The organism is Thauera sp. (genome assembly GCF_047601425.1).
In the GTDB taxonomy this organism is placed as follows: Bacteria; Pseudomonadota; Gammaproteobacteria; order Burkholderiales; family Rhodocyclaceae; genus Thauera.
Window position 1 is genome coordinate 2,216,335 of record NZ_JASGJL010000001.1, and the last position, 23,513, is coordinate 2,239,847.

General features: G+C 63.3%; 24 protein-coding genes. 15 read left to right on the forward strand and 9 right to left on the reverse strand.

Features of this window, described 5'->3' with window-relative positions:
• Nucleotides 1–67 precede the first annotated feature (67 nt).
• Entirely contained in the window at nt 68–1,342 is a 1,275-nt protein-coding gene (locus QM748_RS10830) for an extracellular solute-binding protein (RefSeq protein ID WP_415246981.1), read from the reverse strand.
• A gap of 182 nt (nt 1,343–1,524) precedes the next feature.
• On the opposite strand from QM748_RS10830, the gene QM748_RS10835 reads away from it, so the two are divergent.
• The 4 genes from QM748_RS10835 (at nt 1,525) to QM748_RS10850 (ending at nt 6,151) form a co-directional block, all read left to right on the forward strand.
• Nucleotides 1,525–1,914, forward strand: coding sequence for a hypothetical protein (locus QM748_RS10835; RefSeq protein ID WP_415246982.1), 390 nt, complete (start codon nt 1,525–1,527; stop codon nt 1,912–1,914).
• An 89-nt stretch (nt 1,915–2,003) separates the two neighbouring features.
• Nucleotides 2,004–3,098 (forward strand): 23S rRNA (cytidine(2498)-2'-O)-methyltransferase RlmM, encoded by a 1,095-nt coding sequence (gene rlmM / locus QM748_RS10840; RefSeq protein WP_415246983.1) that lies wholly within the window; start codon nt 2,004–2,006, stop codon nt 3,096–3,098.
• Nucleotides 3,099–3,279: 181 nt separating this feature from the next.
• Nucleotides 3,280–4,755: a DEAD/DEAH box helicase gene (locus QM748_RS10845; RefSeq protein ID WP_415246984.1), complete on the forward strand. Its 1,476-nt coding sequence runs from the start codon at nt 3,280–3,282 to the stop codon at nt 4,753–4,755.
• Between the two features lie 103 nt (nt 4,756–4,858).
• Complete coding sequence (locus QM748_RS10850) at nt 4,859–6,151, forward strand: EAL domain-containing protein (protein ID WP_415246985.1); 1,293 nt, start codon at nt 4,859–4,861, stop codon at nt 6,149–6,151.
• A gap of 11 nt (nt 6,152–6,162) precedes the next feature.
• On the opposite strand, the gene QM748_RS10855 is transcribed toward QM748_RS10850, so the two are convergent.
• On the reverse strand, nt 6,163–7,065 hold the full coding sequence (locus tag QM748_RS10855) for a LysR substrate-binding domain-containing protein (protein WP_415246986.1): 903 nt from the start codon (nt 7,063–7,065) through the stop codon (nt 6,163–6,165).
• On the opposite strand from QM748_RS10855, the gene QM748_RS10860 reads away from it, so the two are divergent.
• Complete coding sequence (locus tag QM748_RS10860) at nt 7,055–8,083, forward strand: DMT family transporter (protein WP_415246987.1); 1,029 nt, start codon at nt 7,055–7,057, stop codon at nt 8,081–8,083. The two genes, QM748_RS10855 and QM748_RS10860, sit on opposite strands and share 11 nt — an antisense overlap.
• Before the next feature lie 26 nt (nt 8,084–8,109).
• Here QM748_RS10860 and QM748_RS10865 read toward each other — a convergent pair whose 3' ends face one another.
• From QM748_RS10865 to QM748_RS10885, 5 genes are all read right to left on the reverse strand, one after another.
• A complete protein-coding gene (locus tag QM748_RS10865; protein WP_415246988.1) occupies nt 8,110–8,430 on the reverse strand; it encodes a hypothetical protein in 321 nt (106 codons plus the stop codon).
• 102 nt (nt 8,431–8,532) lie between these two features.
• Nucleotides 8,533–9,912 carry an NAD(P)(+) transhydrogenase (Re/Si-specific) subunit beta gene (locus QM748_RS10870; RefSeq protein ID WP_415246989.1) on the reverse strand — a complete coding sequence of 460 codons (1,380 nt, stop codon included), beginning with the start codon at nt 9,910–9,912 and terminating at the stop codon, nt 8,533–8,535.
• A complete protein-coding gene (locus tag QM748_RS10875; RefSeq protein ID WP_415246990.1) occupies nt 9,913–10,215 on the reverse strand; it encodes an NAD(P) transhydrogenase subunit alpha in 303 nt (100 codons plus the stop codon). It lies immediately after the preceding gene.
• An 11-nt stretch (nt 10,216–10,226) separates the two neighbouring features.
• Nucleotides 10,227–11,351: an NAD(P) transhydrogenase subunit alpha gene (locus QM748_RS10880; RefSeq protein ID WP_415246991.1), complete on the reverse strand. Its 1,125-nt coding sequence runs from the start codon at nt 11,349–11,351 to the stop codon at nt 10,227–10,229.
• Between the two features lie 188 nt (nt 11,352–11,539).
• Complete coding sequence (locus tag QM748_RS10885) at nt 11,540–12,304, reverse strand: PP2C family protein-serine/threonine phosphatase (protein ID WP_415246992.1); 765 nt, start codon at nt 12,302–12,304, stop codon at nt 11,540–11,542.
• Between QM748_RS10885 and QM748_RS10890 the strand changes: the two genes are divergently transcribed.
• The 7 genes from QM748_RS10890 to QM748_RS10920 all read left to right on the forward strand — a co-directional run bounded on the left by QM748_RS10890 (nt 12,273) and on the right by QM748_RS10920 (nt 18,140).
• On the forward strand, nt 12,273–12,467 hold the full coding sequence (locus tag QM748_RS10890; RefSeq protein WP_415248089.1) for a hypothetical protein: 195 nt from the start codon (nt 12,273–12,275) through the stop codon (nt 12,465–12,467). The genes QM748_RS10885 and QM748_RS10890 overlap by 32 nt on opposite strands.
• Before the next feature lie 41 nt (nt 12,468–12,508).
• A complete protein-coding gene (gene rplU / locus QM748_RS10895; protein WP_415246993.1) occupies nt 12,509–12,820 on the forward strand; it encodes a 50S ribosomal protein L21 in 312 nt (103 codons plus the stop codon).
• A gap of 20 nt (nt 12,821–12,840) precedes the next feature.
• The gene (rpmA, locus tag QM748_RS10900) at nt 12,841–13,104 is read left to right on the forward strand and encodes a 50S ribosomal protein L27 (protein WP_068637127.1); all 264 of its coding nucleotides are present in this window, start codon (nt 12,841–12,843) and stop codon (nt 13,102–13,104) included.
• An 83-nt stretch (nt 13,105–13,187) separates the two neighbouring features.
• Nucleotides 13,188–14,360, forward strand: a complete 1,173-nt coding sequence (gene cgtA / locus QM748_RS10905; protein ID WP_415246994.1) for an Obg family GTPase CgtA — start codon at nt 13,188–13,190, stop codon at nt 14,358–14,360.
• 65 nt (nt 14,361–14,425) lie between these two features.
• Nucleotides 14,426–15,541, forward strand: a complete 1,116-nt coding sequence (gene proB / locus QM748_RS10910) for a glutamate 5-kinase (RefSeq protein WP_415246995.1) — start codon at nt 14,426–14,428, stop codon at nt 15,539–15,541.
• A 401-nt stretch (nt 15,542–15,942) separates the two neighbouring features.
• Nucleotides 15,943–16,641 carry a PEP-CTERM sorting domain-containing protein gene (locus QM748_RS10915; RefSeq protein WP_415246996.1) on the forward strand — a complete coding sequence of 233 codons (699 nt, stop codon included), beginning with the start codon at nt 15,943–15,945 and terminating at the stop codon, nt 16,639–16,641.
• 800 nt (nt 16,642–17,441) lie between these two features.
• The gene (locus QM748_RS10920) at nt 17,442–18,140 is read left to right on the forward strand and encodes a PEP-CTERM sorting domain-containing protein (RefSeq protein ID WP_415246997.1); all 699 of its coding nucleotides are present in this window, start codon (nt 17,442–17,444) and stop codon (nt 18,138–18,140) included.
• Nucleotides 18,141–18,263: 123 nt separating this feature from the next.
• Here QM748_RS10920 and QM748_RS10925 read toward each other — a convergent pair whose 3' ends face one another.
• Both QM748_RS10925 and QM748_RS10930 read right to left on the reverse strand, forming a co-directional pair.
• Nucleotides 18,264–19,322, reverse strand: a complete 1,059-nt coding sequence (locus QM748_RS10925) for a nitroreductase family protein (protein WP_415246998.1) — start codon at nt 19,320–19,322, stop codon at nt 18,264–18,266.
• A gap of 1 nt (nt 19,323) precedes the next feature.
• Complete coding sequence (locus QM748_RS10930; RefSeq protein WP_415246999.1) at nt 19,324–20,202, reverse strand: ThiF family adenylyltransferase; 879 nt, start codon at nt 20,200–20,202, stop codon at nt 19,324–19,326.
• Between the two features lie 85 nt (nt 20,203–20,287).
• Between QM748_RS10930 and QM748_RS10935 the strand changes: the two genes are divergently transcribed.
• The 3 genes from QM748_RS10935 to QM748_RS10945 are packed head-to-tail and all read left to right on the forward strand — an operon-like array spanning nt 20,288 to nt 23,484.
• Entirely contained in the window at nt 20,288–21,505 is a 1,218-nt protein-coding gene (locus QM748_RS10935) for an ABC transporter permease (RefSeq protein ID WP_415247000.1), read from the forward strand.
• A gap of 5 nt (nt 21,506–21,510) precedes the next feature.
• Nucleotides 21,511–22,722 carry an ABC transporter permease gene (locus QM748_RS10940; RefSeq protein ID WP_415247001.1) on the forward strand — a complete coding sequence of 404 codons (1,212 nt, stop codon included), beginning with the start codon at nt 21,511–21,513 and terminating at the stop codon, nt 22,720–22,722.
• Between the two features lie 18 nt (nt 22,723–22,740).
• On the forward strand, nt 22,741–23,484 hold the full coding sequence (locus QM748_RS10945) for a PEP-CTERM/exosortase system-associated acyltransferase (protein ID WP_415247002.1): 744 nt from the start codon (nt 22,741–22,743) through the stop codon (nt 23,482–23,484).
• Nucleotides 23,485–23,513: the final 29 nt, after the last annotated feature.

Sequence of the window (23,513 nt, forward strand, 5' to 3'; positions counted from 1 at the left end):
GATGGTAGGCGCCTGCGTCGAACTCGCGTCAAGCCAGCCGCACCAGCGCTCCGCCCCGGTGATTTGCCTAGCGGCCGGTCATGGCCCGTGCCACGGCGTTGTCCAGCGCTTCCTTGGCAGCCTTGCTGTCGGCCCACACGCCGGCAAGCTCCTCGTCGAGGATGCGGCGCACGCGCTCGCGCTCGACCACCGGCTGGGCGCCGGACGCAGCCGTGGCCGGCTTGTTGGTGAGCTGCTCGACGGCCACGCGCACATTGTCGAGGTCTTCGCCGAGCAGCTCGCTGGTCGATGCCAGCAGACCTGCGCGGTTCAGCGGCAGATAACCGGTCTCGCGCTGCCAGGCGACCTGGTTCTGCGGCTGCAGCCAGAATGCGACGAAACGTGCAACCGCTTTGTATTCGGCCGGCTTCTTGCCTGCCGAGGCCCACAGCGCCGGGCCATCGGCGATGGTATTCTGCGGCGCGCCGGGGAAATCGTCGTAGTACGGCAGGCGCGACACTGCGACATCGATCTTGCCCTGGCGGCGGAAATCGGCCCAGCTCGACGACGGCGCCGCAATCACCGCGCAGTCGCCACTCGCGAAACGCTGCTCGGCTTCGGTGTTGTGCTCGAAGACATGCAGGTAACGCGCCCGCGACCAGCTCGCCATCATTGCCACGTGCTTGACCTGGAACATGCCGTTGAAGGACGGCGCCATCGTCTGTGCCTTGCCTTTGCCCTGGGCCTTGGCGACGGGCTGGTTGTGCCAGGCGCTGAGGTTCTCGACCATCACCCGGCCCGGCTCGGCCACGGTATACGGGCAGGCATGGCCGGTATCAGCGAGGCGGCCGAGGGTTTCCTGCAGCTCAACCCAGGTCGCCACCGCAGGAGCATCCGCATTCACCCCGGCCTTGCGCAGCGCATCGCGGTTCAGGAACAACACCGGGGTCGACAGCCCGACCGGCAATGCCAGCAGCTGGCCCTTGGCATCGACCGGGGTGCGCGTCATCATCGCCGGCGGGCGCAGCGTCTGCAAAGGCACGCCGGCATCCTTCATCAGCGCGTGCAATGCCTTGTAGCGCGGCTTGCCGGCAACGAACGCCTCTTCGTCCTCGCCTTCGAGGATCAGCATGTGCGGCGATGCATTGCGCCAGTCCGCATCGGACAACACCACCCTGGCGCCTTTTTCCTGCCCGTTGAAGCGCTCGACCAGTTCCCGCAGCGCTGCCGCCTTGCCTTCGGGCAGCCGGTGAAAGAGCTGGATCTGCAAACCGGCATCAGCGGCTTGGGATACAGGCATGGCAGCACCGGACAGAAGAGCGGCAAAAGCAATGACTGTCGTCTTGAAACGTTTGGTATTCATGGACCTGGCGCGAAAGGAAAACTGCGGTAAGGAAGAAGGATGCGAAAAGGGGGTTAACTTAAGAATTATAGATCGCTCCCGATGCCGTGGATGGAATATTGCACACCCCGATACCAGGCCTTCAAGATATGGCAGGCAGTGCCGTTAAGCCTTGCCATAGCCCGTGCCCATTCCGACCAGCCATGCGCAAACACGCCCTGCCTTCCACGCTTGCGAAACGCTCACTCGCAAGACTCCTGCTCGTCGCCTCGCTGACGATGACCGCCGGCTGCGACATGCTCGGCGAGTTGCTGGAACTCCCCAACCCCGCACGCGAACGGGAGGCGAAGGAGGCCGAGGGACGTGCGGTCGGCAGCGCCTGCCGCCATGCCGGGCGCTCGCTCGAAGACTGCTACGCACTCAACCCGTCGTCCGAGAAAGCCGCGGTGTTCAGCGGCTGGCGGGACATGAACGATTACATGATGGAGCACAAACTCGACACTGTTCCATCCATGCTGGTGCCAGGGGCACAGCAGGCGACACCGGCTCCGCCCGCCTCTCCTGGCGATGCCACTGCCCCCAGGCAGAAATAGGCGCCACTGCCTCTGGCGGGCTGCAGGGCTTATCATCCGCAATTTCCCCATCCTGTGATGGGCGCCCCTTTCATCTCCCCTGCCCGCCGATGACCCAACACACACCTGCCGCCGGTCTGCCCTGTTCCGGCCTGATCGGCTATTGCCGCGCCGGTTTCGAGAAGGAACTGGCCGGCGAGATCGACGACCTGGCCGCCGAGGCTGGCCTGATCGGCTTCGTCCGAGCCCAGCCCGATACCGGCTACGTCGTCTTCGAGACCTTCGAACCCCTTCCGCTCGGCAGCTTCGGCGAAGCCACCGACTGGCGGCGGCCCTGCTTCGCGCGCCAGTTGCTGCCGTACTTCGCTCGCGTCGAGGATCTGCCAGAGCGCGACCGCGCCACACCCATCGTCGAAGCGGTCAAAGCCTCCGGCCAGCGCTTCTGCAGCGTGGTCCTGGAAACACCGGACACCGACGAGGCCAAGCAGCGTTCGGGCTTCTGCAAGCGCTTCACCGAGCCGTTGACCAAGGCACTGGAGAAGGCCGGCTGCCTGCGCAGCAGCCGCACCGGCCTGCCTGTGCTGCACGTGCTGTTCACCGACGCCACCACGGCCTGGCTGGCGGCCGGCCTGGACGGCCGATGTGCGTCCTGGCCGATGGGCATTCCACGGTTGCGGATGCCCTCCAACGCTCCCAGCCGTTCGACCATGAAGCTGGCCGAAGCCTTCATGACGCTGCTGGAAGAAGGCGAGCGCGACAACATCCTGCGTGCCGGCCAGCGCGCGGTCGATCTCGGCGCCGCGCCGGGCGGCTGGACCTGGCAGCTCGTCCATCGCGGCCTGCGGGTGACCGCAATCGACAACGGCCCGCTGCGCGACAGCGTGATGGCGACCGAGATGGTCGAACATCTGAAAGCCGACGGCTTCACCTGGCGGCCGCAGCGGCCGGTCGACTGGATGGTGTGCGACATGGTCGAGCAGCCGTCGCGCATCGCTTCGCTGATGGCCGAATGGATCGCCACCGGCAAGTGCCGCTACACCGTCTTCAACCTCAAGCTGCCGATGAAGCGCCGGCTCGAAGCCGTCGAGCAATGCCGCGAACTGATCCGCAAGCGGCTCAACAGCGTGGGTCCCTTCGACCTGCGCATCAAGCACCTGTACCACGACCGTGAAGAAGTCACCGCCTTTCTCACGTTGAAGCGCTGAAGACGGCCGGGCCACGTCAGGCTGGGCCGCACCCGGCCGGGCCGCGTCGGGCCGAACCACGCCAACCCCCTCAGGCCGCTGGCGAAGCCCCTGTCCCATAACGGTTTTCCGTGCCGTGTATAATCCGGAGTTTCGCAAATCAGGCGGCCCCCTAGCGGCCGCGCTCAACGCAAAGGCGCCCATGAGTTTCGCCGATCTCGGCCTCATTCCCGAACTGCTCAAAGCCGTCACTGACGCCGGCTATTCCGAACCTACGCCGATCCAGCGCCAGGCCATCCCGACCGTCATCGCCGGCCACGACGTCATGGGCGGCGCCCAGACCGGCACCGGCAAGACCGCGGGCTTCACGCTGCCGTTGCTGCAGCGCATCGCCCGCCACGCCAACACCAGCACCTCGCCCGCCCGCCACCAGACGCGCGCGCTCATCCTGGCGCCGACGCGCGAACTGGCGATGCAGGTGTACGAATCGGTCAAGACCTACAGCAAGTACCTGCCGCTGCGCTCGGTGTGCGTGTACGGCGGCGTGGACATCAAGCCGCAGCAGATGGAGCTGCGCCGCGGCATCGAGGTGGTCATCGCCACGCCGGGCCGGCTGCTCGACCACGTCGAACAGAAATCCATCAACCTGTCCCAGGTCGAAGTGCTGGTGCTGGACGAAGCCGACCGCATGCTGGACATGGGCTTCATCCCCGACATCAAGCGCATCCTCGCCCTGCTGCCGGCCAACCGCCAGAGCCTGCTGTTCTCCGCCACCTTCTCGGACGAGATCAAGAAGCTCGCCGACCAGATGCTGAAGAACCCGCAGCTGATCGAAGTCGCGCGCCGCAACATGGTGTCGGAGACGATCACCCACGTGGTGCACCCGGTCTCGTCGGGCATGAAGCGCAACCTGCTCGCCCATCTGCTGCGCCACCAGCCCGACACCCAGGCGCTGGTCTTCGTCAACACCAAGCTCGTCTGCGGCAGGCTGGCCCACTTCCTCGAACGCAGCGGCATCTCGGCCGACGCCATCCACGGCGACAAGAGCCAGCAGCAGCGCACCGAGACGCTGGAAGCCTTCAAGAGCGGCAAGCTGCGCGTGCTCGTCGCCACCGACGTCGCCGCGCGCGGCATCGACATCGACGAACTGCCCTACGTCATCAACTTCGAGCTGCCGCACACCGCCGAAGACTATGTGCACCGCATCGGCCGCACCGGCCGTGCCGGCCACAAGGGCAACGCGGTGTCGCTGGTCAGCACCGAAGAAAAGCACTGGCTGGCCGAGATCCAGAAGCTGATCAAGCTCGAGATTCCGCAGGAGATCGTGCCCGGCTTCGACCCCGAGCCCGAGTTCTTCGAAGCCGGCAGCCGCTCGCGCGGACGCCGTGCCGCCGCCGATGGACAGCGGACGCCTCGCCAGGATGGCGCACGCCAGCTGGGGGCGCCTCAGCTGGGGGCGCCTCAGCCGGGCGCTCGTCAGGCCTCCGCTCCCGCGGCACGGTCCGGCTCACGAGCGCGCTCGAACATCGCCGCGGATGGCTTCGATTTCAGCAAGCCTTACCAGCCTGCAGCTCCATCGTCCGCCTCCGAGCGCCCGGTTACCGACGGCCGTCCCGACCCGTTGCGCAAACCCCAGCGGCCGATCGCCGTCCTGCTGGGTGGCCTGGGCAGAAAATAGCCGCGACTCCGGCGTCTATTCCCTGCTCGGCGATGAAGAGGGTTCAAGTATTCTGATGGCAATGCCGTAGATTGCCACATCACCACCGCAGGTCCTGCCCCTCGTGACCCTCCCCGGACGCCCGTCTTCGCCCCAGCACGAACCTTTCATCGCCGACCTGTCGGAAGGCGCCGAAACGGGTGTTTACCTGGCCCTGCTCGAATTGATCGACGAAGGGCTGTTGATCATTGGCGACGAGTTGATCCTCGACGCCAATACCGCAGCCTGCAAGCTGCTGGAACGCGATTACCGCCAGGTCGCAGGCCAGCCTCTGGCCACCCTGTTCCCGAACGAAGAAGCCTTCCTCGACGCACGAGCACGACTCCTGATCCAGGGAGAGCGACGCAGCCAGATCGGCTTTACCCTGCCGAACGGGAGCGCGCGCGAACTCAAGGTGCTTTGTGCGCCCCGGCTGCGGCCCGGCGTACATGCGCTGGTGCTGAGCCCCAGCGGCACCCGCGCCCGCGCGTCTTCGCGCGCCACAGGGGAAGCAGCGGCCAGCTTCGCAGCCCATCTCGATCGGGAGCATCGAGTCCTGAACCGCCCGGGCAGCCTGTTCGACGCCGTGATCTGGCCCGATGCCAGCGCCAGCAGCTTCGAGCCAAGGCTGTGGCAAGCGCTCGACCAGGACGAGTTCCTGCTGAATTTCCAGCCGCTGATCGATACCCGAAGCAAGCGCCTGTGGGCTGGCGAAGCACTGCTGCGCTGGCAGCATCCAAGCCTCGGGCAATTGCCGTTCGGCCGCTTCAGGAGTGCGATCCACGACCCGCAGCTCATCGCCCGCCTCGGCGACTGGGTGCTCAATGCAGCCTGCCGCAGTGCCCGCACCTGGCAAGGCAACGACGGCCGGAAACCCCGGCTGACCGTCAACGTCTCGACCGAGCAGTTGCTGCATGGCGACTTCGCCGAATGCGTGCGGCTGGTACTTGAGGACAACGACCTGCCACCCGAACGGCTGGAGCTCGATCTCGACGAGAAAGTGCTCGAAAGCGAAAGTCCTGGCCTGCTGAGCACGCTGAAAGCGCTGTCGGCAATGGGCGTCCGCCTTGCCATCGACGACTTCGGCCGTGGCCTGTCATCGATTCCGCGCTTGCGCCGCTACCCGCTGAGCGCCATCAAGCTGACCCCTGGACTCGTTCAGGGTGTCGGCCACAGCGAGGACAGCGAGGCCATCGTCGAGGCCATCGCGAGCCTTGCAGACACGCTGGGACTGGAAGTGCTTGCGCGCGGCGTGGAAACCGCCGCCCAGCGTGACTTCCTCAGCGCGCTGTCCTGTCACCTGCAGCAAGGCCCCTTGTTCGGCCAGCCGATGACGGCCCACGCGTTCTCGCGCTTTTCCTTCCAGGCGAACGCCTGACACCCGGCCCCTCAGGGCTGCTGCCATAGTTCGGCCTCGAACAGCTCCAGGAGCCGCCGCGCCGCCTCCCGGCCAGGCCTCCCCATGCAGGCAATCAACTCCACATCAGGCAGCTCCGGCAAGCCACTTCGGACGACCGACAGGCCGGGGCTGGCCAGGCTCAGCGCCAGCGGCGCCACGGCAATCCCGGCTCTGACCGCGTGCCTCAATGCAGTGTAGCTGCTGCCGACGAAGGCCAGCCGCCATGCCCGCCCGCTGCCAGCCAAGGCGGTCAGTGCCGCAGTACGAAAGACACAGCCTTCCTGGAAGACGCCCACCGGCAGGGATTCCTGGTTGACAAGCACACTGCCCTCACTTGCCAAGCCTCCTGCCAGCCAGACCAGAGGCTCCCGCCGCATGCGCTTCCAGCCTGCATCGGTTGCGACGAGCGGATGCGCCGTGACCTGCTTGGCGAGCACGAGGTCGAGTTCCCCTGCTTCGCCCTTGGCGATGAGACGGGCAGAGAGATCGCAGAACACCGACAGTTCCACCTGGGGATGAGACTCGGCGAATTTTTTCAGCACTGCGGGAAATACGCTTTCCATGAGCTCTTCCGGCAAGCCGACCCGCAGTTGCCCGGATACCGGGCTAGGGAAGAAACAGCCATAGGCTTCGTCGTTGAGACGCAGGATGCGCCGGGCGTAATCGAGCAGCAGCCGCCCCTCCGCAGTCGGCCCTTCCACCCGCCCCTGGCTCCGGTCGAGCAGCAGATGGCCAACGTTTTCTTCCAGACGCTTGATCTGCAAGCTGATCGCCGACTGGGTTCGCCCCATCCGCTCGGCAGCCGCCGAAAAGCTTCCGCTATCGGCGATGCTGACCAGGGTGCGCAGCAAATCGATGTCGAGGTGACGTGCGAGCAGTTTCATGTCGATCATTTATAAAAATCATTTTTATCTTTATATTATCAATTTTTCTCATAAAAATGCGGCAAGTAGAGTGCTCATCACCCCATTTCACCAACCCACTGCGAGCACCGCTGCCATGCCGGACACTTCGACCCGCCCCCTCCTTCTCCCTGCCAGCGCCTTGCGGATCGCCTGCGTGGGCACGGCTTTCAGTTTCGTCTGGAGTTCGGCCTTCATCGCCGGCAAGATCGGCATGGCATCCAGCGGGCCGCTGACCTTGCTGAGCCTTCGCTTCCTGCTTGCCGGGGCGCTGCTCTGGCTCCTATGCCGGCTGCTGCGGATATCCAGCCCCAGAAGCGGTGATGCACGGATTGCACTGCGGGCGCTGGCCGCCGGGCTGCTCGGCAACGCCGTGTATCTCGGCCTGACCTACACCGGCATACAGACCGTACCGGCCGGACTGACCACGATTCTCGTCAGCACCAGCCCACTCCTCACCACGCTGCTGGCGAGCGCAGTCTTCCGGGAAGCCTTCGGCTGGCGCCAATTGCTCGGCCTGGCGGCCGGCTTTGCCGGCGTCGTCTGGATCATGCACGGCCGGGGGTCGAACCAGCCCATCGCCGCCGACAGCATCATCCTGATCTTGGTCGGCACCGTGGCCCTAGCCGTGAGTACGCTACTGAATCGGACGGTTGTCCATGGGATGGACCCGCTGCGCATCGCGATGATCCAGCTTCCAACGAGCGGACTGGCGCTGCTGCCGATCGCCTTGCTGAAGGAGGGTCTGCACATCGTCCCTGATGCCGCCTTCTGGGGCAGCCTGATCTATCAGGCAAGTATCGTTTCCATCGGTACGACGTTGATGCTGCTGTGGCTGGTACGCCATGGCGGAGTGGCACGGGCCAGCGGCTTCCACCTGCTGAACCCCATCTTCGGCACGCTGTTGTCGATCGCCATCCTGCATGAGACCGTGCCGGCATCCGACTTGCTGGGCTGCATCCCCATCATCGGTGGCCTGTCGCTCGTGCTGCTGCGTCACAGACGCTGAAGCAGGGATGTCGAAAGCCCGGCAGCTCAGTAGTCGAGCAGCGTTCGGCAGTCTTCCTCACGCCCGGTCATGGCGCTGAAGCGGTTCAGGCGCTCACGCACGAAATCGTCCGGAATGCGGGCGTTGGCGCAGAACTCCCGCAACTGCATCGCATAGGCCAGATTCTGCATGTCCTCGACCGTCTTCGCCACGGCGGGGAAGCGGTAGCCGTCGGTCTTGCGCCATTCGGGCGCTTCCGGCTTTGCCACGGCCGCAGGCTCCGGCATGCTGCTACCCATGCTCGCCGGCTGCTGGGCAGCGGCCGGCAGCAGGACGGAAAACAGGCTCAGGAAAAGCAATGCGCGCATGAAAGACATCGGGCCGTAAGCAGGAGGCGATTCTCCTGCTTACGGCCCGATGAAGCCAGGCTTTAGCTCCGACCCGCGAATGCCGGCCGGAACCTGCCCGGATCAGGACTCCAGCGCCTTGACGTGGGTGATGACCTGGGCGATCGCTTCCTGCGCGCTGCCGTACAGCATGCGGCAGTTGTCCTTGTAGAACAGCGCGTTCTCGATGCCCGAGTAGCCCGCGCCCTTGCCGCGCTTGACGACGATGACGTTCTGCGCCATGTCGACGTTCAGGATCGGCATGCCGTAGATCGGGCTGGTCTTGTCGGTACGGGCGACCGGGTTGACCACGTCGTTGGCACCGATCACCAGCGCCACGTCGATCTGCGGGAAGTCGGCGTTGATCTCTTCGAGGTCGAAGATCTTGTCGTAGGGCACGCCGGCTTCGGCCAGCAGCACGTTCATGTGGCCAGGCATGCGGCCCGCGACCGGGTGGATCGCGAACACCACTTCGACGCCGCCCTCTTCGAGCAGCTGCGCCATTTCCCACACCTTGTGCTGCGCGCCGGCCACCGCCATGCCGTAGCCCGGCACGATGGCGACCTTGCTGGCGTAGCGCATCACCGACGCTGCATCAAGCGCGGAGAACTCCTTCATCGTGCCTTCGATCACTTCACCTTCGCCACCGGCGGCGGCACCGCTGATCGGGGTGAAGATGACGTTGGTGATCGGACGGTTCATCGCCTTCGCCATCAGTTGCGTCAGCAGCGTGCCCGAGGCACCGACGACGATACCGGCGACGATCAGCGCCGGGTTGCCCAGCACGTAGCCTTCGAAGCCCACGGCCAGGCCGGTGAAGGCGTTCAGCAGCGAGATCACCACCGGCATGTCGGCACCGCCGATCGGGCTGGTCAGGATCGCGCCCAGCGCCAGCGCCAGCACGAAGAACAGCACGATCAGGGTCGAGGACGGCGCATCGGAAACGATGATCGCCAGCCCCAGCACCGCAGTCAGCACGGCCAAGCCGATATTGACCAGGTTCTGGTTGGGCAGCCGGAAGGCGTTCTTCATGATGCCCTGCAGCTTGGCGTAGGCAATGCACGAACCGGAGAAGGCCACCGAGCCGATCAGCGCGCCGAGCACCGCCAGCGTCGCCACCACCGGATCGGTGATCTCGCCGCGGGCGAACTCCAGCGCCGCGATCGCCGCCGCCGCGCCGCCGCCCATGCCGTTGTAGATGGCGACCATCTGCGGCATGTCGGTCATCTTGACCGTCTTGCCGCTCCACCATGCCACCGCGCCGCCGGACACGATGGCGAGCACCATCAGGCCGACGTTGTGCAGGTCGGGGGTGAAGAAGGTGACGACGGTGGCCGCGACCATCGCGTAGCCCGCCCACACGATGCCCTTGCGGGCCGTCACCGGCGAGCTCATCGCCTTCAGGCCGATGATGAACACCACGGCGACGATGAAATAAGACGCCTGAATGAACCAGTTCGCCATTTATGCGCCTCCTTCCTTCTTGTTGCCACCCTTGAACATCGCCAGCATGCGCTCGGTGACGACGTAGCCGCCGGCCGCGTTGGCGGCGCCGAGAAACACGGCGATGAAGCCGATCACCAGTTGCACCGGTTCGTCCGGGTCGGCGTGGCCGAGCACGACCATCGCGCCGACCAGCACGACACCGTGCACAAAGTTGGAGCCCGACATCAGCGGCGTATGCAGGATCACCGGCACGCGCGAGATCACCTCGTACCCGGTGAATGCGGCCAGCATGAAAATATACAGCGCAGCAATTCCTTCCATCGTGGCTCTCCTTACAGACCCAGGACCTGCTTCACCCCGGCGTGGCGCACTTCGCCCGCATGGGTCAGGCAGGTGCCGGCCACCACCTCGTCTTCCCAGTCCAGCGCCAGCACGCCGTCCTTGATGAAGGGCGAAATGAAGTTGAACAGGTTCTTGGCATACATCTCCGAGGCATGGACCGGCATTCGGCTGGGGATGTTGACCGGACCGATGACGAGCACGTCACCCACCCAGGTCTTCTCGCCCGCCACCGTGCCTTCGACGTTGCCGCCGGTCTCGGCTGCCATGTCCACGACCACCGCGCCCGCCTTCATCTTCGCGACCATGTCGGCGGTGATGATGCGCGGCGCTTTCTTGCCAGGAATCGCGGCAGTGGTGATCAGCGCATCGCACTGGGCGACGGCCTTGGCCAGGCGTTCGGCCTGCTTGGCCTTTTCCTCGTCGGTCAGTTCGCGGGCATAACCGCCCGTGCCCGCCGCGGACACGCCGGTGTCGACGAACTTGGCGCCAAGCGACTCGATCTGCTCGCGCGTCTCGGGGCGCACGTCATAGGCCTCGACCATGGCACCGATGCGGCGCGCGGTGGCGATGGCCTGCAGGCCGGCAACGCCCGCACCAATCACCAGCACCTTGGCCGGACGGATCGTGCCGGCGGCGTAGGTCATCATCGGGAAGAACTTGGGACTGTGGTCGGCGGCGATCAGCGCACATTCGTAGCCCGCCACCGCACCCTGCGAGGACAGCACGTCCATGCTCTGCGCACGCGAGATGCGCGGCAGCAGTTCCAGGGCGAATGCGGTGATCTGCTTCTCCTGCAACTGTCGCACGCGTTCGGCGCTGGACCACGGCTGCAGCAGCCCCAGCAGCACGCTGCCCGGCTTGATCGCCGCAAGCGTCTCATCGGTCGGCGGCTGAACGCAGAACACCACGTCGGCCTGCCCACAGACTTCCGCCGCGGTATCGACGAAGCTCACGTCAGCGAAGACTTCATCGGGGAAATGCGCAGGCACCCCCGCCCCTTTCTGCAACACCACCTGGGCACCCTGGCTCAGGTATCTCTTGACCACGTCCGGCACGACAGACAAGCGTCGTTCGCCCGCAGCGGTCTCCGCTAGCACTCCGATCGTCAGAGGCATAGGCTGATCCTCCCTGTTGTTTGACCACATTGCACGTTCCGCCGGCCTCACCCGTCGTTATCCTTGTCCTGCAAGCTTTTGTTGCAGCACCGGCGAACGTCGGACATTAGACGGATTTGCTGCACCACAGCAACAAGGGTGAACCCGAAGTTGACGGAAAATGCCGTGCGGGACTCACCCGCATGCGTTCACCTCGGGGCGTCTGCGGCGGGCGGAACGAGTTTGACGATGATAAGGGAGATATTGTCGCCTGCGCCGCCGGCACGCTCGCGCGCCAGCTGAATCAGGCGCTCGGCAGCGGTCCGGGGCGGATGCGCCTGAATGGTCGAAGCCAGTTCGAAATCAGTAAAGTAAGCCCACAGCCCATCCGAACACAGCAGGAAGCTGTCTCCTGCGTCGGGCGACTCGGCCACACCGTATTCGATGCACGGCTCACGTTCACTGCCCAGGCAGGACAGCAACACATTGCGCTGCGGGTGCTTGAGCGCCCCCGCCTCATCGAGCCGCCCCTTGCGCATCAGTTCGGCGACCAGCGAATGGTCACGGCTGCGTGCCGCCGTGGCGGTGCCGCGGAACCAGTAAAGCCGCGAGTCACCACAATGCGCCCAATAGGCCTTGCCTTGCTGCAGCAGAAAGGCGACGGCGGTGCTGTGCGGGTCCTTCTCGCTGGTGAAACGGGTAAGCTTGATGACGGTGTGCGCTTCGTCGATCACGCTCGCCAGCAGGTCCCGCGGCGTTTCATGCAGCGGCGCGTAGGTTTCGAGGTTCTGGCGGGCGCGCATGATCACTTGCTCTGCAGCCACCGCGCCTCCGCTGTGCCCGCCCATGCCGTCGGCCAGCGCAGCCATCATGATGCCCGGCCGCTTCGGATGGGCAAAAAGGCCGACGCGGTCCTGCTGTTCCAGACGGTCGCCGATATGCATGGCAACACAGGTTTCGGCGGAGAAGGGCATTGAACGCGTGATTGCTGAAGAGGCGCCGATCATAGCAACGGCTTATGGCCGCCGCGCGGCACTTCTACCGGAAACCGCAATCGCCGTCGCACGCCGCGTGACAAAGATCACGCCGGCACGTACATCTCTGATTGGCATTGACTTTTCCCTCACCAAAAGCTAGAGTGCGCGATTCTTTGCAAACCCATCAACTGGAGCAACACCATGTACGCGGTGATAAAAACCGGTGGCAAGCAGTATCGCGTTGCCGCTGGCGAAAAGATCAAGGTAGAACAGATACCGGCCGACGTGGGTTCCGAAATCACCCTCGACCAGGTTTTCATGGTCGGCGAAGGCGAGTCCGTGAAGATCGGTACGCCGGTGGTGGCCGGGGCTTCCGTCAAGGCGACCGTGGTTTCGCACGGCCGCCACGACAAGGTCAAGATTTTCAAGATGCGCCGTCGCAAGCACTACCAGAAGCATCAGGGGCATCGTCAGAACTACACCGAGCTTCGCATCGAAGCGATCTCGGCCTAAGGCGCAGGAGGTAATCCGACATGGCACACAAAAAAGCTGGCGGCAGTTCGCGTAACGGTCGCGACTCGGAATCGAAACGCCTCGGCGTGAAGCGCTACGGTGGCCAGTTCGTGCTCGCCGGCAACATCATCGTTCGCCAGCGCGGCACCGAATACCACCCGGGCGACAACGTCGGCATCGGCAAGGATCACACCCTGTTTGCACTGAAGAACGGCACCGTCCAGTTCGCGGTCAAGGGTCCGTCCAAGCGCCGTACCGTCATCATCGTGCCCGAAGCGGCCTGATCGACGGCAGCAAGCGCTTTGCAGCATCGAAGCCCTATCCTTGCGGTAGGGCTTTTTCATTTTTGGATCAAGGTTGATCAGGCATGAAGTTTTTTGACGAAGCCCGCATCGAAGTCTTCGCCGGCGACGGCGGCAACGGCGCCGCCACCTTCCGCCGCGAGAAGTTCATTCCCAAGGGCGGCCCCAGCGGCGGTGACGGCGGGCGCGGCGGCAGCGTCTTTGCGGTGGCCGACCGCAACCTCAATACCCTGATCGACTATCGCTATACCCGCAGCTTCCGCGCCCAGCGCGGCGAGAACGGCGGCAGCCGCGACTGCTACGGCAAGGGCGGCGACGACATCACGCTGCGCTTTCCGGTCGGCACCGTGATCCGCAACCTCGAAACCGAGGAACTGATCGCCGACCTCGACGAAGACGGCAAGAAAGTGCTGATCGCCCGCGGCGGCCGCGGCGGCCTGGGCAACATCCACTTCAAGTCCAGCGTCAACCGGGCGCCGCGCAAGAAGACCATGGGCCAGGAAGGCGAGCGCTTCAGCCTGCACCTCGAGCTCAAGGTGCTGGCCGACGTCGGCCTGCTCGGCATGCCCAATGCCGGCAAATCCACCTTCATCCGCAGCGTGTCGGCGGCCAAACCCAAGGTGGCCGACTACCCATTCACGACACTGGCGCCCAACCTGGGCGTGGTGCGCACGGCCGAGAACCGCAGCTTCGTCATCGCCGACATTCCCGGGCTGATCGAGGGTGCAGCCGAGGGCGCCGGCCTGGGCCACCAGTTCCTGCGCCACCTGCAGCGCACCCACGTGCTGCTGCACCTGGTCGACCTTGCGCCCTTCGACCCCGACGCCGACCCTGTTACCGACGCCAAGGCCATCGTCGAAGAGCTGCGCAAGTACGACGATGAGCTGTACGCCAAGCCTCGCTGGCTGGTACTGAACAAGCTCGACCTGATCGACGAGGAAGAACGTGCCGAACGCATCGCAGCCTTCCTCGGAGCCTACGGCCCGGTCGAGCGCCACTTCGAGATTTCCGCGCTCAAGAGCGAAGGCACGCAGGCGCTGATCTTCGCACTGCAGGATTTCCTCGACGCCGAACGCGCCCGCATCGAAGCCGAACGTGCCGAACGCCATGCAGTCGAAGCCGAACGCCTGGCCGCACTCGACGCCCAGCGCGCAGCCGCCGATGCAGCCTACGCTGCCGAAAGCCTGGATGATGAGGGCGAAGGCAGCGAGGACGATATCGACGAAACCGAACGCTGAGCACGTTCCATCCACGGCAGTTTGCAGACCTCTCCCGCCGCCCCTTTTCCTTCCCCCGCGACACCATGAGAACCAAGATCCGCAACGCCCGCCGCCTGGTGGTTAAGGTCGGCAGCGCCCTCGTCACCAACAACGGCACGGGCCTCGACAAGGCCGCGCTCGACGACTGGGCGCGGCAGATCGCTGCGTTGCGCGCCCAGGAGCGCGAAGTCGTGCTCGTGTCCTCCGGCTCCATCGCTGCCGGCATCCAGCGGCTGGGCTGGTCCAAACGGCCGCACGAAATGAACAAGCTGCAGGCTGCCGCCGCCGTCGGCCAGATGGGCCTCGTCGAAGCCTACGAGGAGGCCTTCTCCCGCCATGGCCTGCAGACGGCGCAGATCCTGCTGACGCATGAAGACCTCGCCGACCGCACCCGCTACCTCAATGCCCGCAGCACACTGACCACGCTGCTCGAACTCGGCGTCGTGCCGATCATCAACGAGAACGACACCGTCGTCACCGACGAGATCAAGTTCGGCGACAACGACACCCTCGGCGCCCTGGTCGCCAACCTGATCGAAGCCGACGCGCTGATCATCCTGACCGACCAGCAAGGCCTGTACACCGCCGACCCGCGCCGCGACTCCGGCGCCACACTGATCTCGGAAGGCCGCGCCGAAGACCGCCAGTACGAGACCATGGCCGGCGGCGCCGGCAGCGGCATCAGCAAGGGCGGCATGATCACCAAGATCCGCGCTGCGCAGCGCGCCGCCCGCAGCGGCGCCCACACCTGCATCGCGAGCGGACGCGAGCAGGATCCGTTGCTGCGTCTCGGTGCAGGCGAAGCCGTCGGCACCCTGCTCTACGCCAGCAGCACCCCGCTGCAGGCCCGCAAGCAATGGCTGGCCGACCATCTGCAGCTGGCAGGCGACCTGATCATCGACGACGGTGCCGTCGCCGCGCTCCGGAGCGGCCGCAGCCTGCTGCCGGTGGGCGTCATCGAGGTGCGGGGCGATTTCGTCCGCGGCGCCGCCGTGGCCTGCCGCAACGCAGCCGGAGAGGAAATCGCGCGCGGCCTGGTGAACTACAGTGCCGCCGAATGCCGCAGGATCGCGCGCAAGCCGACCGCCGAAATCGAGAAGCTGTTGGGTTATGTGGATGAACCTGAATTGATCCATCGGGACAACATGGTCGGGCGCTGAGTCACTGACGACGGACATCGCCAGCACCATCTTCACTTCGGGCAGCACCTGCAAATCCAGGGACTGCCCTTTATTACAGCCTTGCGCCCCTTCTGATGGTTTTCCGTCAATCAGCCTGCCGACAACCTACATCGATTATTGGCCGATCATCGGATGCCATAACAGCGCCGAGGCAAGCGAAGAGCATATGCCACCCCCCGATTCAGAATCTAAGCACTCACAAAGACAAAACATCACCACGCCAAAACTGTCGGTTTTTTTTACACAGAGTACTCTGACTCAGCAGAGGAAAATTATACAAATTTGATTTTGTTGGTTTTTTTTGGCTGGCATGCTTTTGGCTTAAAAACTACCGTGCGTAACGCGTCGCTACCAGCACCGGATCGTTTTGGAGATCAGCCATGAAAATGCAAACCGTCTTGAAAACCGCCCTCGCAGCCGCTGTCCTGGCTGCCAGCGTCAGCGCCCACGCTGTGGTCGTCGACAGCTTCAGCACCAGCCAGAGTCCTGTTTATGACACGACGGCCGACGGCACCGGCATCTGGTCTTCCGTCGCTGCTTCCGAAGCGCTCGGCGGCTATCGCTCCATCTACGTCAACAACATGTCCGGCGGCGGCCTCACCGACCCCTACGTCGGTGTCGCCGGCGGCGAATTCATCTTCGACACCCCGTCGGGCGTCCGGGCTGAAGCGCGCATCCGCTGGGACGGCACCGACAACACCACCGACACCATCGCCATGGGACTCGGCAACCTGGATCTGACCGCCATGGGCTCGGCTTTCGAGCTCCAGGTTGTCGAAACCGACCAGGGTTTCCCGTTCAGGCTCGAAGTCTACTCGAGCGAGGGCGAGGTTTCGGTTTTTGAAGCCCCGTCGGGTGGCGCTGGCACCTACACCATTCCGTTCTCGTTCTTCGTCGGCAGCGCCGACTTCACCCGCGTGAATGCCCTGCAGGCCATCGTCAACGTGGGCGGCGCCGTGCAGGCGGTGGATCTCCGCATCACCAACGCGTCCGTCGTTCCCGAGCCCGCCTCGCTCGCTCTGCTCGGTCTGGGCCTGCTCGGCCTGGGTGCCATCCGCCGCAGGCAAACCGCGAAGTAATACTGCATGAATTTGGAGAACACGCCCAAGTTTGGGTAGTCAAACAAGCCGAAGACTGAAGGCCTGGATCCGGTACCTGACCGGACCCAGGCCTTTTAATTGGACCAGGTTTTTCCATTGAATGGCATGCGCCTACAAGCCTTGGCGCAAACAAGGCAACAACTACCGCACTTGTCGCCCCATGCCACAATCTCACCGCTTACGGTTCAGATCCGTCACTGATGGAACGTACACGCTCTCGCTCGTGACAGGGAACTAAGCCATGGTCATTACCCGCTTCTGACCTCCCCCAGCATCAAACCGGCAATCCCATGCCGCCAGCTCCGCGATGACAAGAACAGATTTCTTCGTGCTCGCCACCAACTGGCCTTCTTTTTTTGCGCCTGCCCTCTACACGGCATGATTTGTTACTGCCCACCATATCAAATAATGCAGTATGGGTAATTTTTGCCCAAAAACCCATTTTGCATTCTTACCAGCAAATCCTCTTCCGATTTTTCCGCTTGCCCGGTTCCGCATAACTCGCCGCACTTGCACATTTCATGCTTTTTTCCAGTAGTGTGAAATTGTTCACGGGCAGTTTTGCAATTTTATCGACCACCTTCGAACCGCCAGGCGCAAGAGAATTCCATTGGAATTTTATGTTGTCGCCTTTTTTTACATCAAACGCTCCATCACAGTTAATTAAAAATGCAACCCCATGATTCAATTGAATTTTCAAAATTGGCACGCTTCTAGCTTAGGACTTAGCGTACGCAACTCACCCAACACCAATAGCTAGATCACTTCGGAAATCGATCATGAAAGTTCAAACCATCCTGAAAACCGCCTTCGCAACCGCTGTCCTGGCTGCCAGCGTCAGCGCCCACGCTTTGGTCGTCGACAACTTCAGCACCAATCAGGGCGCTGTTTATGACACGACGGCCGACGGCACCGGTGTATGGTCTTCCGTCGCTGCTTCCGAAGCGCTCGGCGGCTGGCGCTCCATCTACGTCAACAACGTGTCCGGCGGCGGCCTCACCAACCCCTACGTCGGTGTCGCCAACGGCGAATTCATCTTCGACACCCCGTCGGGCGTCCGGGCTGAAGCGCGTATCCGCTGGGACGGCACCGACAACACGACCGACACCATCGCCATGGGACTCGGCGACCTGGATCTGACCGCCATGGGCTCGGCTTTCGAGCTCCAGGTTGGCGAAACCGACCAGGGTTTCCCGTTCAGGCTCGAAGTCTACTCGAGCGAGGGCGAGGTTTCGGTTTTTGAAGCCGCGTCGGGTGGCGCTGGCATCTACACCATTCCGTTCTCGTTCTTCGTCGGTAACGCAGACTTCACCCGCGTGAATGCCCTGCAGGCCATCATCAACGTGGGCGGCGCCGTGCAGGCGGTGGATCTCCGCATCACCAACGCGTCCGTCGTTCCCGAGCCCGCCTCGCTCGCCCTGCTCGGCCTGGGCCTGCTCGGTCTGGGTGCCATCCGCCGCAAGCAGATCGCCAAGTAATACCGCATCGACCGGGGCAACTCCCCGGTACCGTGCCTGAGAAAGCCCCCTGCCGGGGGCTTTCTTTTTTCCACGGCGGGATCGGTTTCAGCACTTCCAGTGCTACACGCACGGAACAGGCGTCTAGACCATCAACTCCGCCAGTTCCTTTCGAATCGATCGCGACACGGGTACTCCAGACTCTCCAACCCGGCAGAAGAACACACCCTTGCCGCCGAGCATCCGGTCAACCTGAGCCCCCACCTCACGCATCGCGGCATTGACCTGCTCGTCGGCCGAAACCGCTCGGCCTTCACTTGCATACCAGCCAAAAATCAATGGCGTCATCTGCGGCTGCAGGTGCAGGCCCTGCGATGCAGCCGTCAGCCACACCCTCTGCATGGCACGCCCTGCATCGACGAACTCAGGCAAACTTGCTGGAAAGGTATGACGCTCGATAAGCACGTGTGCGGCGCAAGCATACGCAGGCAGGAAATCGAGCATGACGCGCGGCGCCACCGTACCAAAGGCATACCGGTTCAGGGCATCGACGCGCTTCCAGCTTTTCATGGCCCACTGCATCAGGCGAGCGGTAAGTGGATCGACACCAACCGCGCGCTCGGGGATTCGATCCTTGCTGAAGGTGGCGCCCCACTCGATGATTTCCCTATGAACGTCAAAGGCTTCGGGGCAGATCAAGCGAACACGGGCGCTTGTCCATAGCAGACGTGCGACCTTCAAGCGCTCTTCGGTCGGTTCGATGAGCCTTACCGAATAGCCTTCGCCAGGCGCAAGGCGCAAGGCCTGTCCGACAGACGGCGCCAGCGGCGCACGTTGCATCATCCTTCGCTGCACCGTTCGCGTGGTAATGGAGGAATACAGCGGATCGACTGCCATATCGGCTTCAGGTACGAGCTTCACATCATAAACCGGAGCATCTTCAGGGGTTTCGGAGCGCCAGTTCCATTCCGCGCGCAAGCCGAATCGAGTCGCGGCGATACGCAAGGTTTCGAGCAAGGCGCCATGTGCCATCTGGCTCGCCCGTCCGTCCATGTCATACAGACACCATTCCCGAGTGTCATTGCCGCGTACTGCGACATGATCATCGGCAAGTATCTCGAACCGCCAGGGCTGGGTGTTGTCGCCACTCGGCGCCCAGCGGGCAAGGTTCAGGATTTCCAGTAGTGTTTCGCGGCTGCTCACTTCATGCTCCCTTGGATTTCATCCGGTTCAACTGCCAGCGCGCGATCATGAGGCCGAGGCGCTGCAGGGGGTTGCGATTGCCGCCAGGCCGCCAGGTGCGGATGAAGCGGTTGCGATAGGCATCGAACTGATATCCGCGCGGCGCGGCAAGCACTTCTCCCCGTCCAAGCAGTATCTTCGCTGCCTCGGTTGCAGCAGCACCTGCGCACAATTGGCAAGCCATGATGGTCGAAGGGCCGCGCCGCTCGCTCAGGTTCACCCGCGACGGATCCGCGAGATAGCCCCGCTGCAGCATCGCTGGCGACAAACCAAGCAGGAAACGGACGGCCATCTCGTCTTCATCGCAGCCCTCCAGGCAGAAATACTCCTCGAACGACATCTGTCCCGGCAGGAATACCAGTACCGCTGTCCCCATCCCCAGGGGAGCAGCGGTCACTGCGGGAATGCCGAGACGATGACAGGCTGCAAAGGTCGAACGACGGGCCTTGAACGAGAAGAAATCCAGACCATCCACGTAAAGATCGACACCAGCGAGGAAATCATCGAGGTTGTCGTCAGACACCCCCTGTGGAAAAGTCCTGATTTCCGCCGTGGGATTGATTTCGGCCGCCATTTTCGCCAGCACCTCCACCTTGGGCTGCCCCAGCGACCCCAGTACCGCGCCAGCCTGGCGATTGAAATTGACTATGTCGAACTCATCGAAATCGGAAACGTTGAAATGTCCGATCCCGAGCCGCGCCAGAGTGAGCAAATGGACGCCTCCAACACCTCCCATGCCGGCGATGGCGATGCGCTTGCCACGCAAGGCCGTCTGCTCTTCAGACGTCACCCAGCCGATGTTCCGTGAAAACGCGGCTGTGTAGTCGAAGTCCTCTTTCACCCTTTTCCCCTTCAGTTTCTGCTGGCACGGCCGCTATCATAGAGAGAGAACCCTGATACGCGAACCCCTAATGAATTTCCGCGGCATGAGCCACACCCTGACCCTTTCCGCACGGAACCTGCTCCGGCAGCGGCGGCGTGCCTTGCTGGCCTTGACCATCGTGGCCGGCGGAGTCGTGGCGTTTCTGCTCGCCAGCGGCTTCATCAACTGGATTTTCCAGGACATGCGGGAGGCGACGATCCACTCTCAACTGGGGCATGTCCAGGTAACCCGCCCTGGATATCTGCGCGAAGGTCTGGGAGATCCGTACCAGTATCTGTTGCCCTCCGATGCCTCACCCGTCACCGGCATCATCGGGCAGCAAGCCCGCACAGTTACACCTCGGCTGGCCTTCAGCGGCCTGCTCAGCAAAGGCGAGGCCACGGTCTCCTTCGTCGGCGAGGGCATCTCGCCAGAGCAGGAACAGCCGATCGCAAGGGCAATCACCATCGTCGCCGGCAAGGATCTGACGGAAAGCCCCCCGGATTCCGTACTGCTGGGCGAGGGTCTTGCAGCCAACCTCGATGCTTCTCCAGGCGACCGCGTCGTCCTGCTTGCCACCACCGCCAGTGGCGGCGTCAATGCAGTCGAACTCACCGTGGCCGGACTCTTCGCCACCATAACCAAGGCGTACGACGATACTGTGCTACGGGCGCCCATCGACGTCGCACGCAAGCTGATGCGGGTTGAAGGCGCGACGAGCTGGGTCGTGCTGCTGAACAAGACAGACGATACCGACAAGGCCGTGAGCGCCTTGCGCGAACAGTTGCCGGCGACGGGTTACGAGGTCATTCCCTGGACCGATCTGGCGGACTTCTACAACAAGACGGTCGAGCTGTTTTCACGCCAGGTTGGCGTCGTGCAATTGCTGATCGCGTTGATCGTCATCCTCAGCATCTCGAATACCCTGTCGATGACCGTCGTCGAACGTACCGGAGAAATCGGCACGTCGATGGCGCTGGGCGTGCGCCGGCACGAGATTCTCAAACTCTTCGTGACTGAAGGCATCCTGCTCGGCATCGTCAGCGGAGTGGTGGGCATCATGCTGGGTTACCTGCTGGCACAGGTGATATCGGCAATCGGCATCCCCATGCCCCCGCCACCCGGTATGGCGCGAGGCTACACAGGCGAAATCTCGATCTCCGCCGCCCTGGCTCTCGAGGCCTTCATGCTCGCCTTCTTCACGACCTTGCTCGCCAGCCTGTTTCCGGCCTGGAAGGCGTCACGCATGAACATTGTTGACGCCCTGCGCCACCAGCGGTAAAAGCCATGCTCTTCAAACTCGCCTTTCGCAACGTGTTTCGCCAGAAGATCCGCACGGCAATGACGCTCATGGCGATCGTCTTCGGCGTCTCCAGCCTGATTCTCAGCGGCGGCTTCGTGCAGGACATCTTCGTCCAGCTGGCCGAAGCCATCATCCACTCTCAAACCGGCCACATTCAGGTTTTCCGGCAGGATTTCATCGAGAAGGGAAGCCGCCAGCCCGACCGCTACATCATCGACGACCCGGCTGCCGTCACCCGCAGCATTCTGAAACAGGAGGGCGTAAGCGATGTGACCGCGCGGCTGAATTTCTCGGGCCTGCTGAACAATGGCAAGCGCGATCTGGCCATCATCGGCGAAGGCGTCGAGCCGGACAAGGAAGCACGGCTGGGTACTTACGTAAATATCACCGCAGGGCGCCAACTGACGGACGCCGACCACACCGGCATCGTCGTTGGCGCGGGCGTCGCACACTCGCTCAGCCTGAAGCCGGGCGATTTCGTGACTCTGGTGATGAATACGGCGGATGGAGCGCTGAACACGCTCGACTTCGAGATCATCGGCGTCTTCCAGAGCTTTTCGAAAGACTTCGATGCGCGCGCAGTCCGCATTCCGCTCGATGCAGCAAGGGAGTTGATCGGAACGGCGGGCGCGAACCTTCTGGTGGTCTCGCTGGAGCGAACGAAAGACACCGACACGGTTCAGGCACGAATCGATGAAGCTCTTCCTCCTGGCACGGACTCCCGCAACTGGCACCAGCTGTCCGACTTCTACGACAAGACGTTGCAACTCTATGATCGCCAGTTCGGCATCCTGAAGCTGATCATCCTGATCATGGTCCTGCTATCCGTCGCCAACACGGTAAACATGGGCGCTTTCGAGCGCTTGGGCGAATTCGGCACCCTGCAGGCGCTGGGCAACACCCGGCGCGAGGTTTTTCGCCTGATCCTGCTCGAAAATTTGGTGCTCGGTGTGATCGGGGCAGTACTCGGTGCAAGCATTGGCATTGCGCTTGCCCTGCTGATCTCGGCGATCGGCATTCCGATGCCCCCCCCCCCGAACGCCAACCTGGGTTATACCGCCTTCATCCGGATCGACGCGACCACCGTCGCCGTGTCCTGCCTGATCGGCCTGGGTGCTACTGTGCTTGCATCAGTGTTCCCTGCGACCCGTATATCTGCCACGCCCGTCGTAGACGCACTGCGGCAAGGCAACTGACCACCTGGGAGCCACACCATGTCCATCCTCGATCGAATCAACCTCGGCTACGGCTTCCGGAAATATTTCCGTATCGATGCGGCACAGAATGAAACGCTCCGTGACCAAGTTTACCGTGTTCGCCATGAAGTCTATTGCGAAGAGCTCAAATTCGAGCCAGAGCGCCCTGATCGGCGGGAAATAGACGCTTACGACGCCCACAGCCTGCATTGCCTGCTGCGCGGCGTCGATGAACCCTACACGCTGGTCGGTTGCACACGCCTCGTGCTGGCCAACCCGGATGAGCCCGATGCACCACTGCCCTTCGAACGCACCTGTGCCGGGACGCTGGATCGCAGCATCATCGACCCAGCGAAACTGCCCAGAGGCCGGATTGCGGAAGTCTCCCGACTCGCGGTGTGCTCCAGATACCGCCGCCGGAAAGGTGAAACCAGAAAAGCAGCCGATATCCAGGACGAGGATTTCGGCAACAAAGGCCAGCCGCGCTTCCCCTACATTCCGGTCGGTTTGTACATGGGCGCCATCTCGCTGGCCCTGCGCCACGACGTTGACACCCTGTTCGTACTGACCGAGCCTCGCCTGGCCACTCACTTTTCCCGCCTCGGCGTCGATATCAAACAGATCGGCGGCCCCGTCGAACATCGAGGCGTCCGCGTCCCATCGGTCATGGACGTGCAAAGCATCGTCCGCAACATGCGCATGATCATGCGTCCGCTGTGGCGCACCATCGACGAGGAAATTGCACACAGCCTGGGCCAGTAACGAAGACAAGCGGCCCCGGGATGGATACC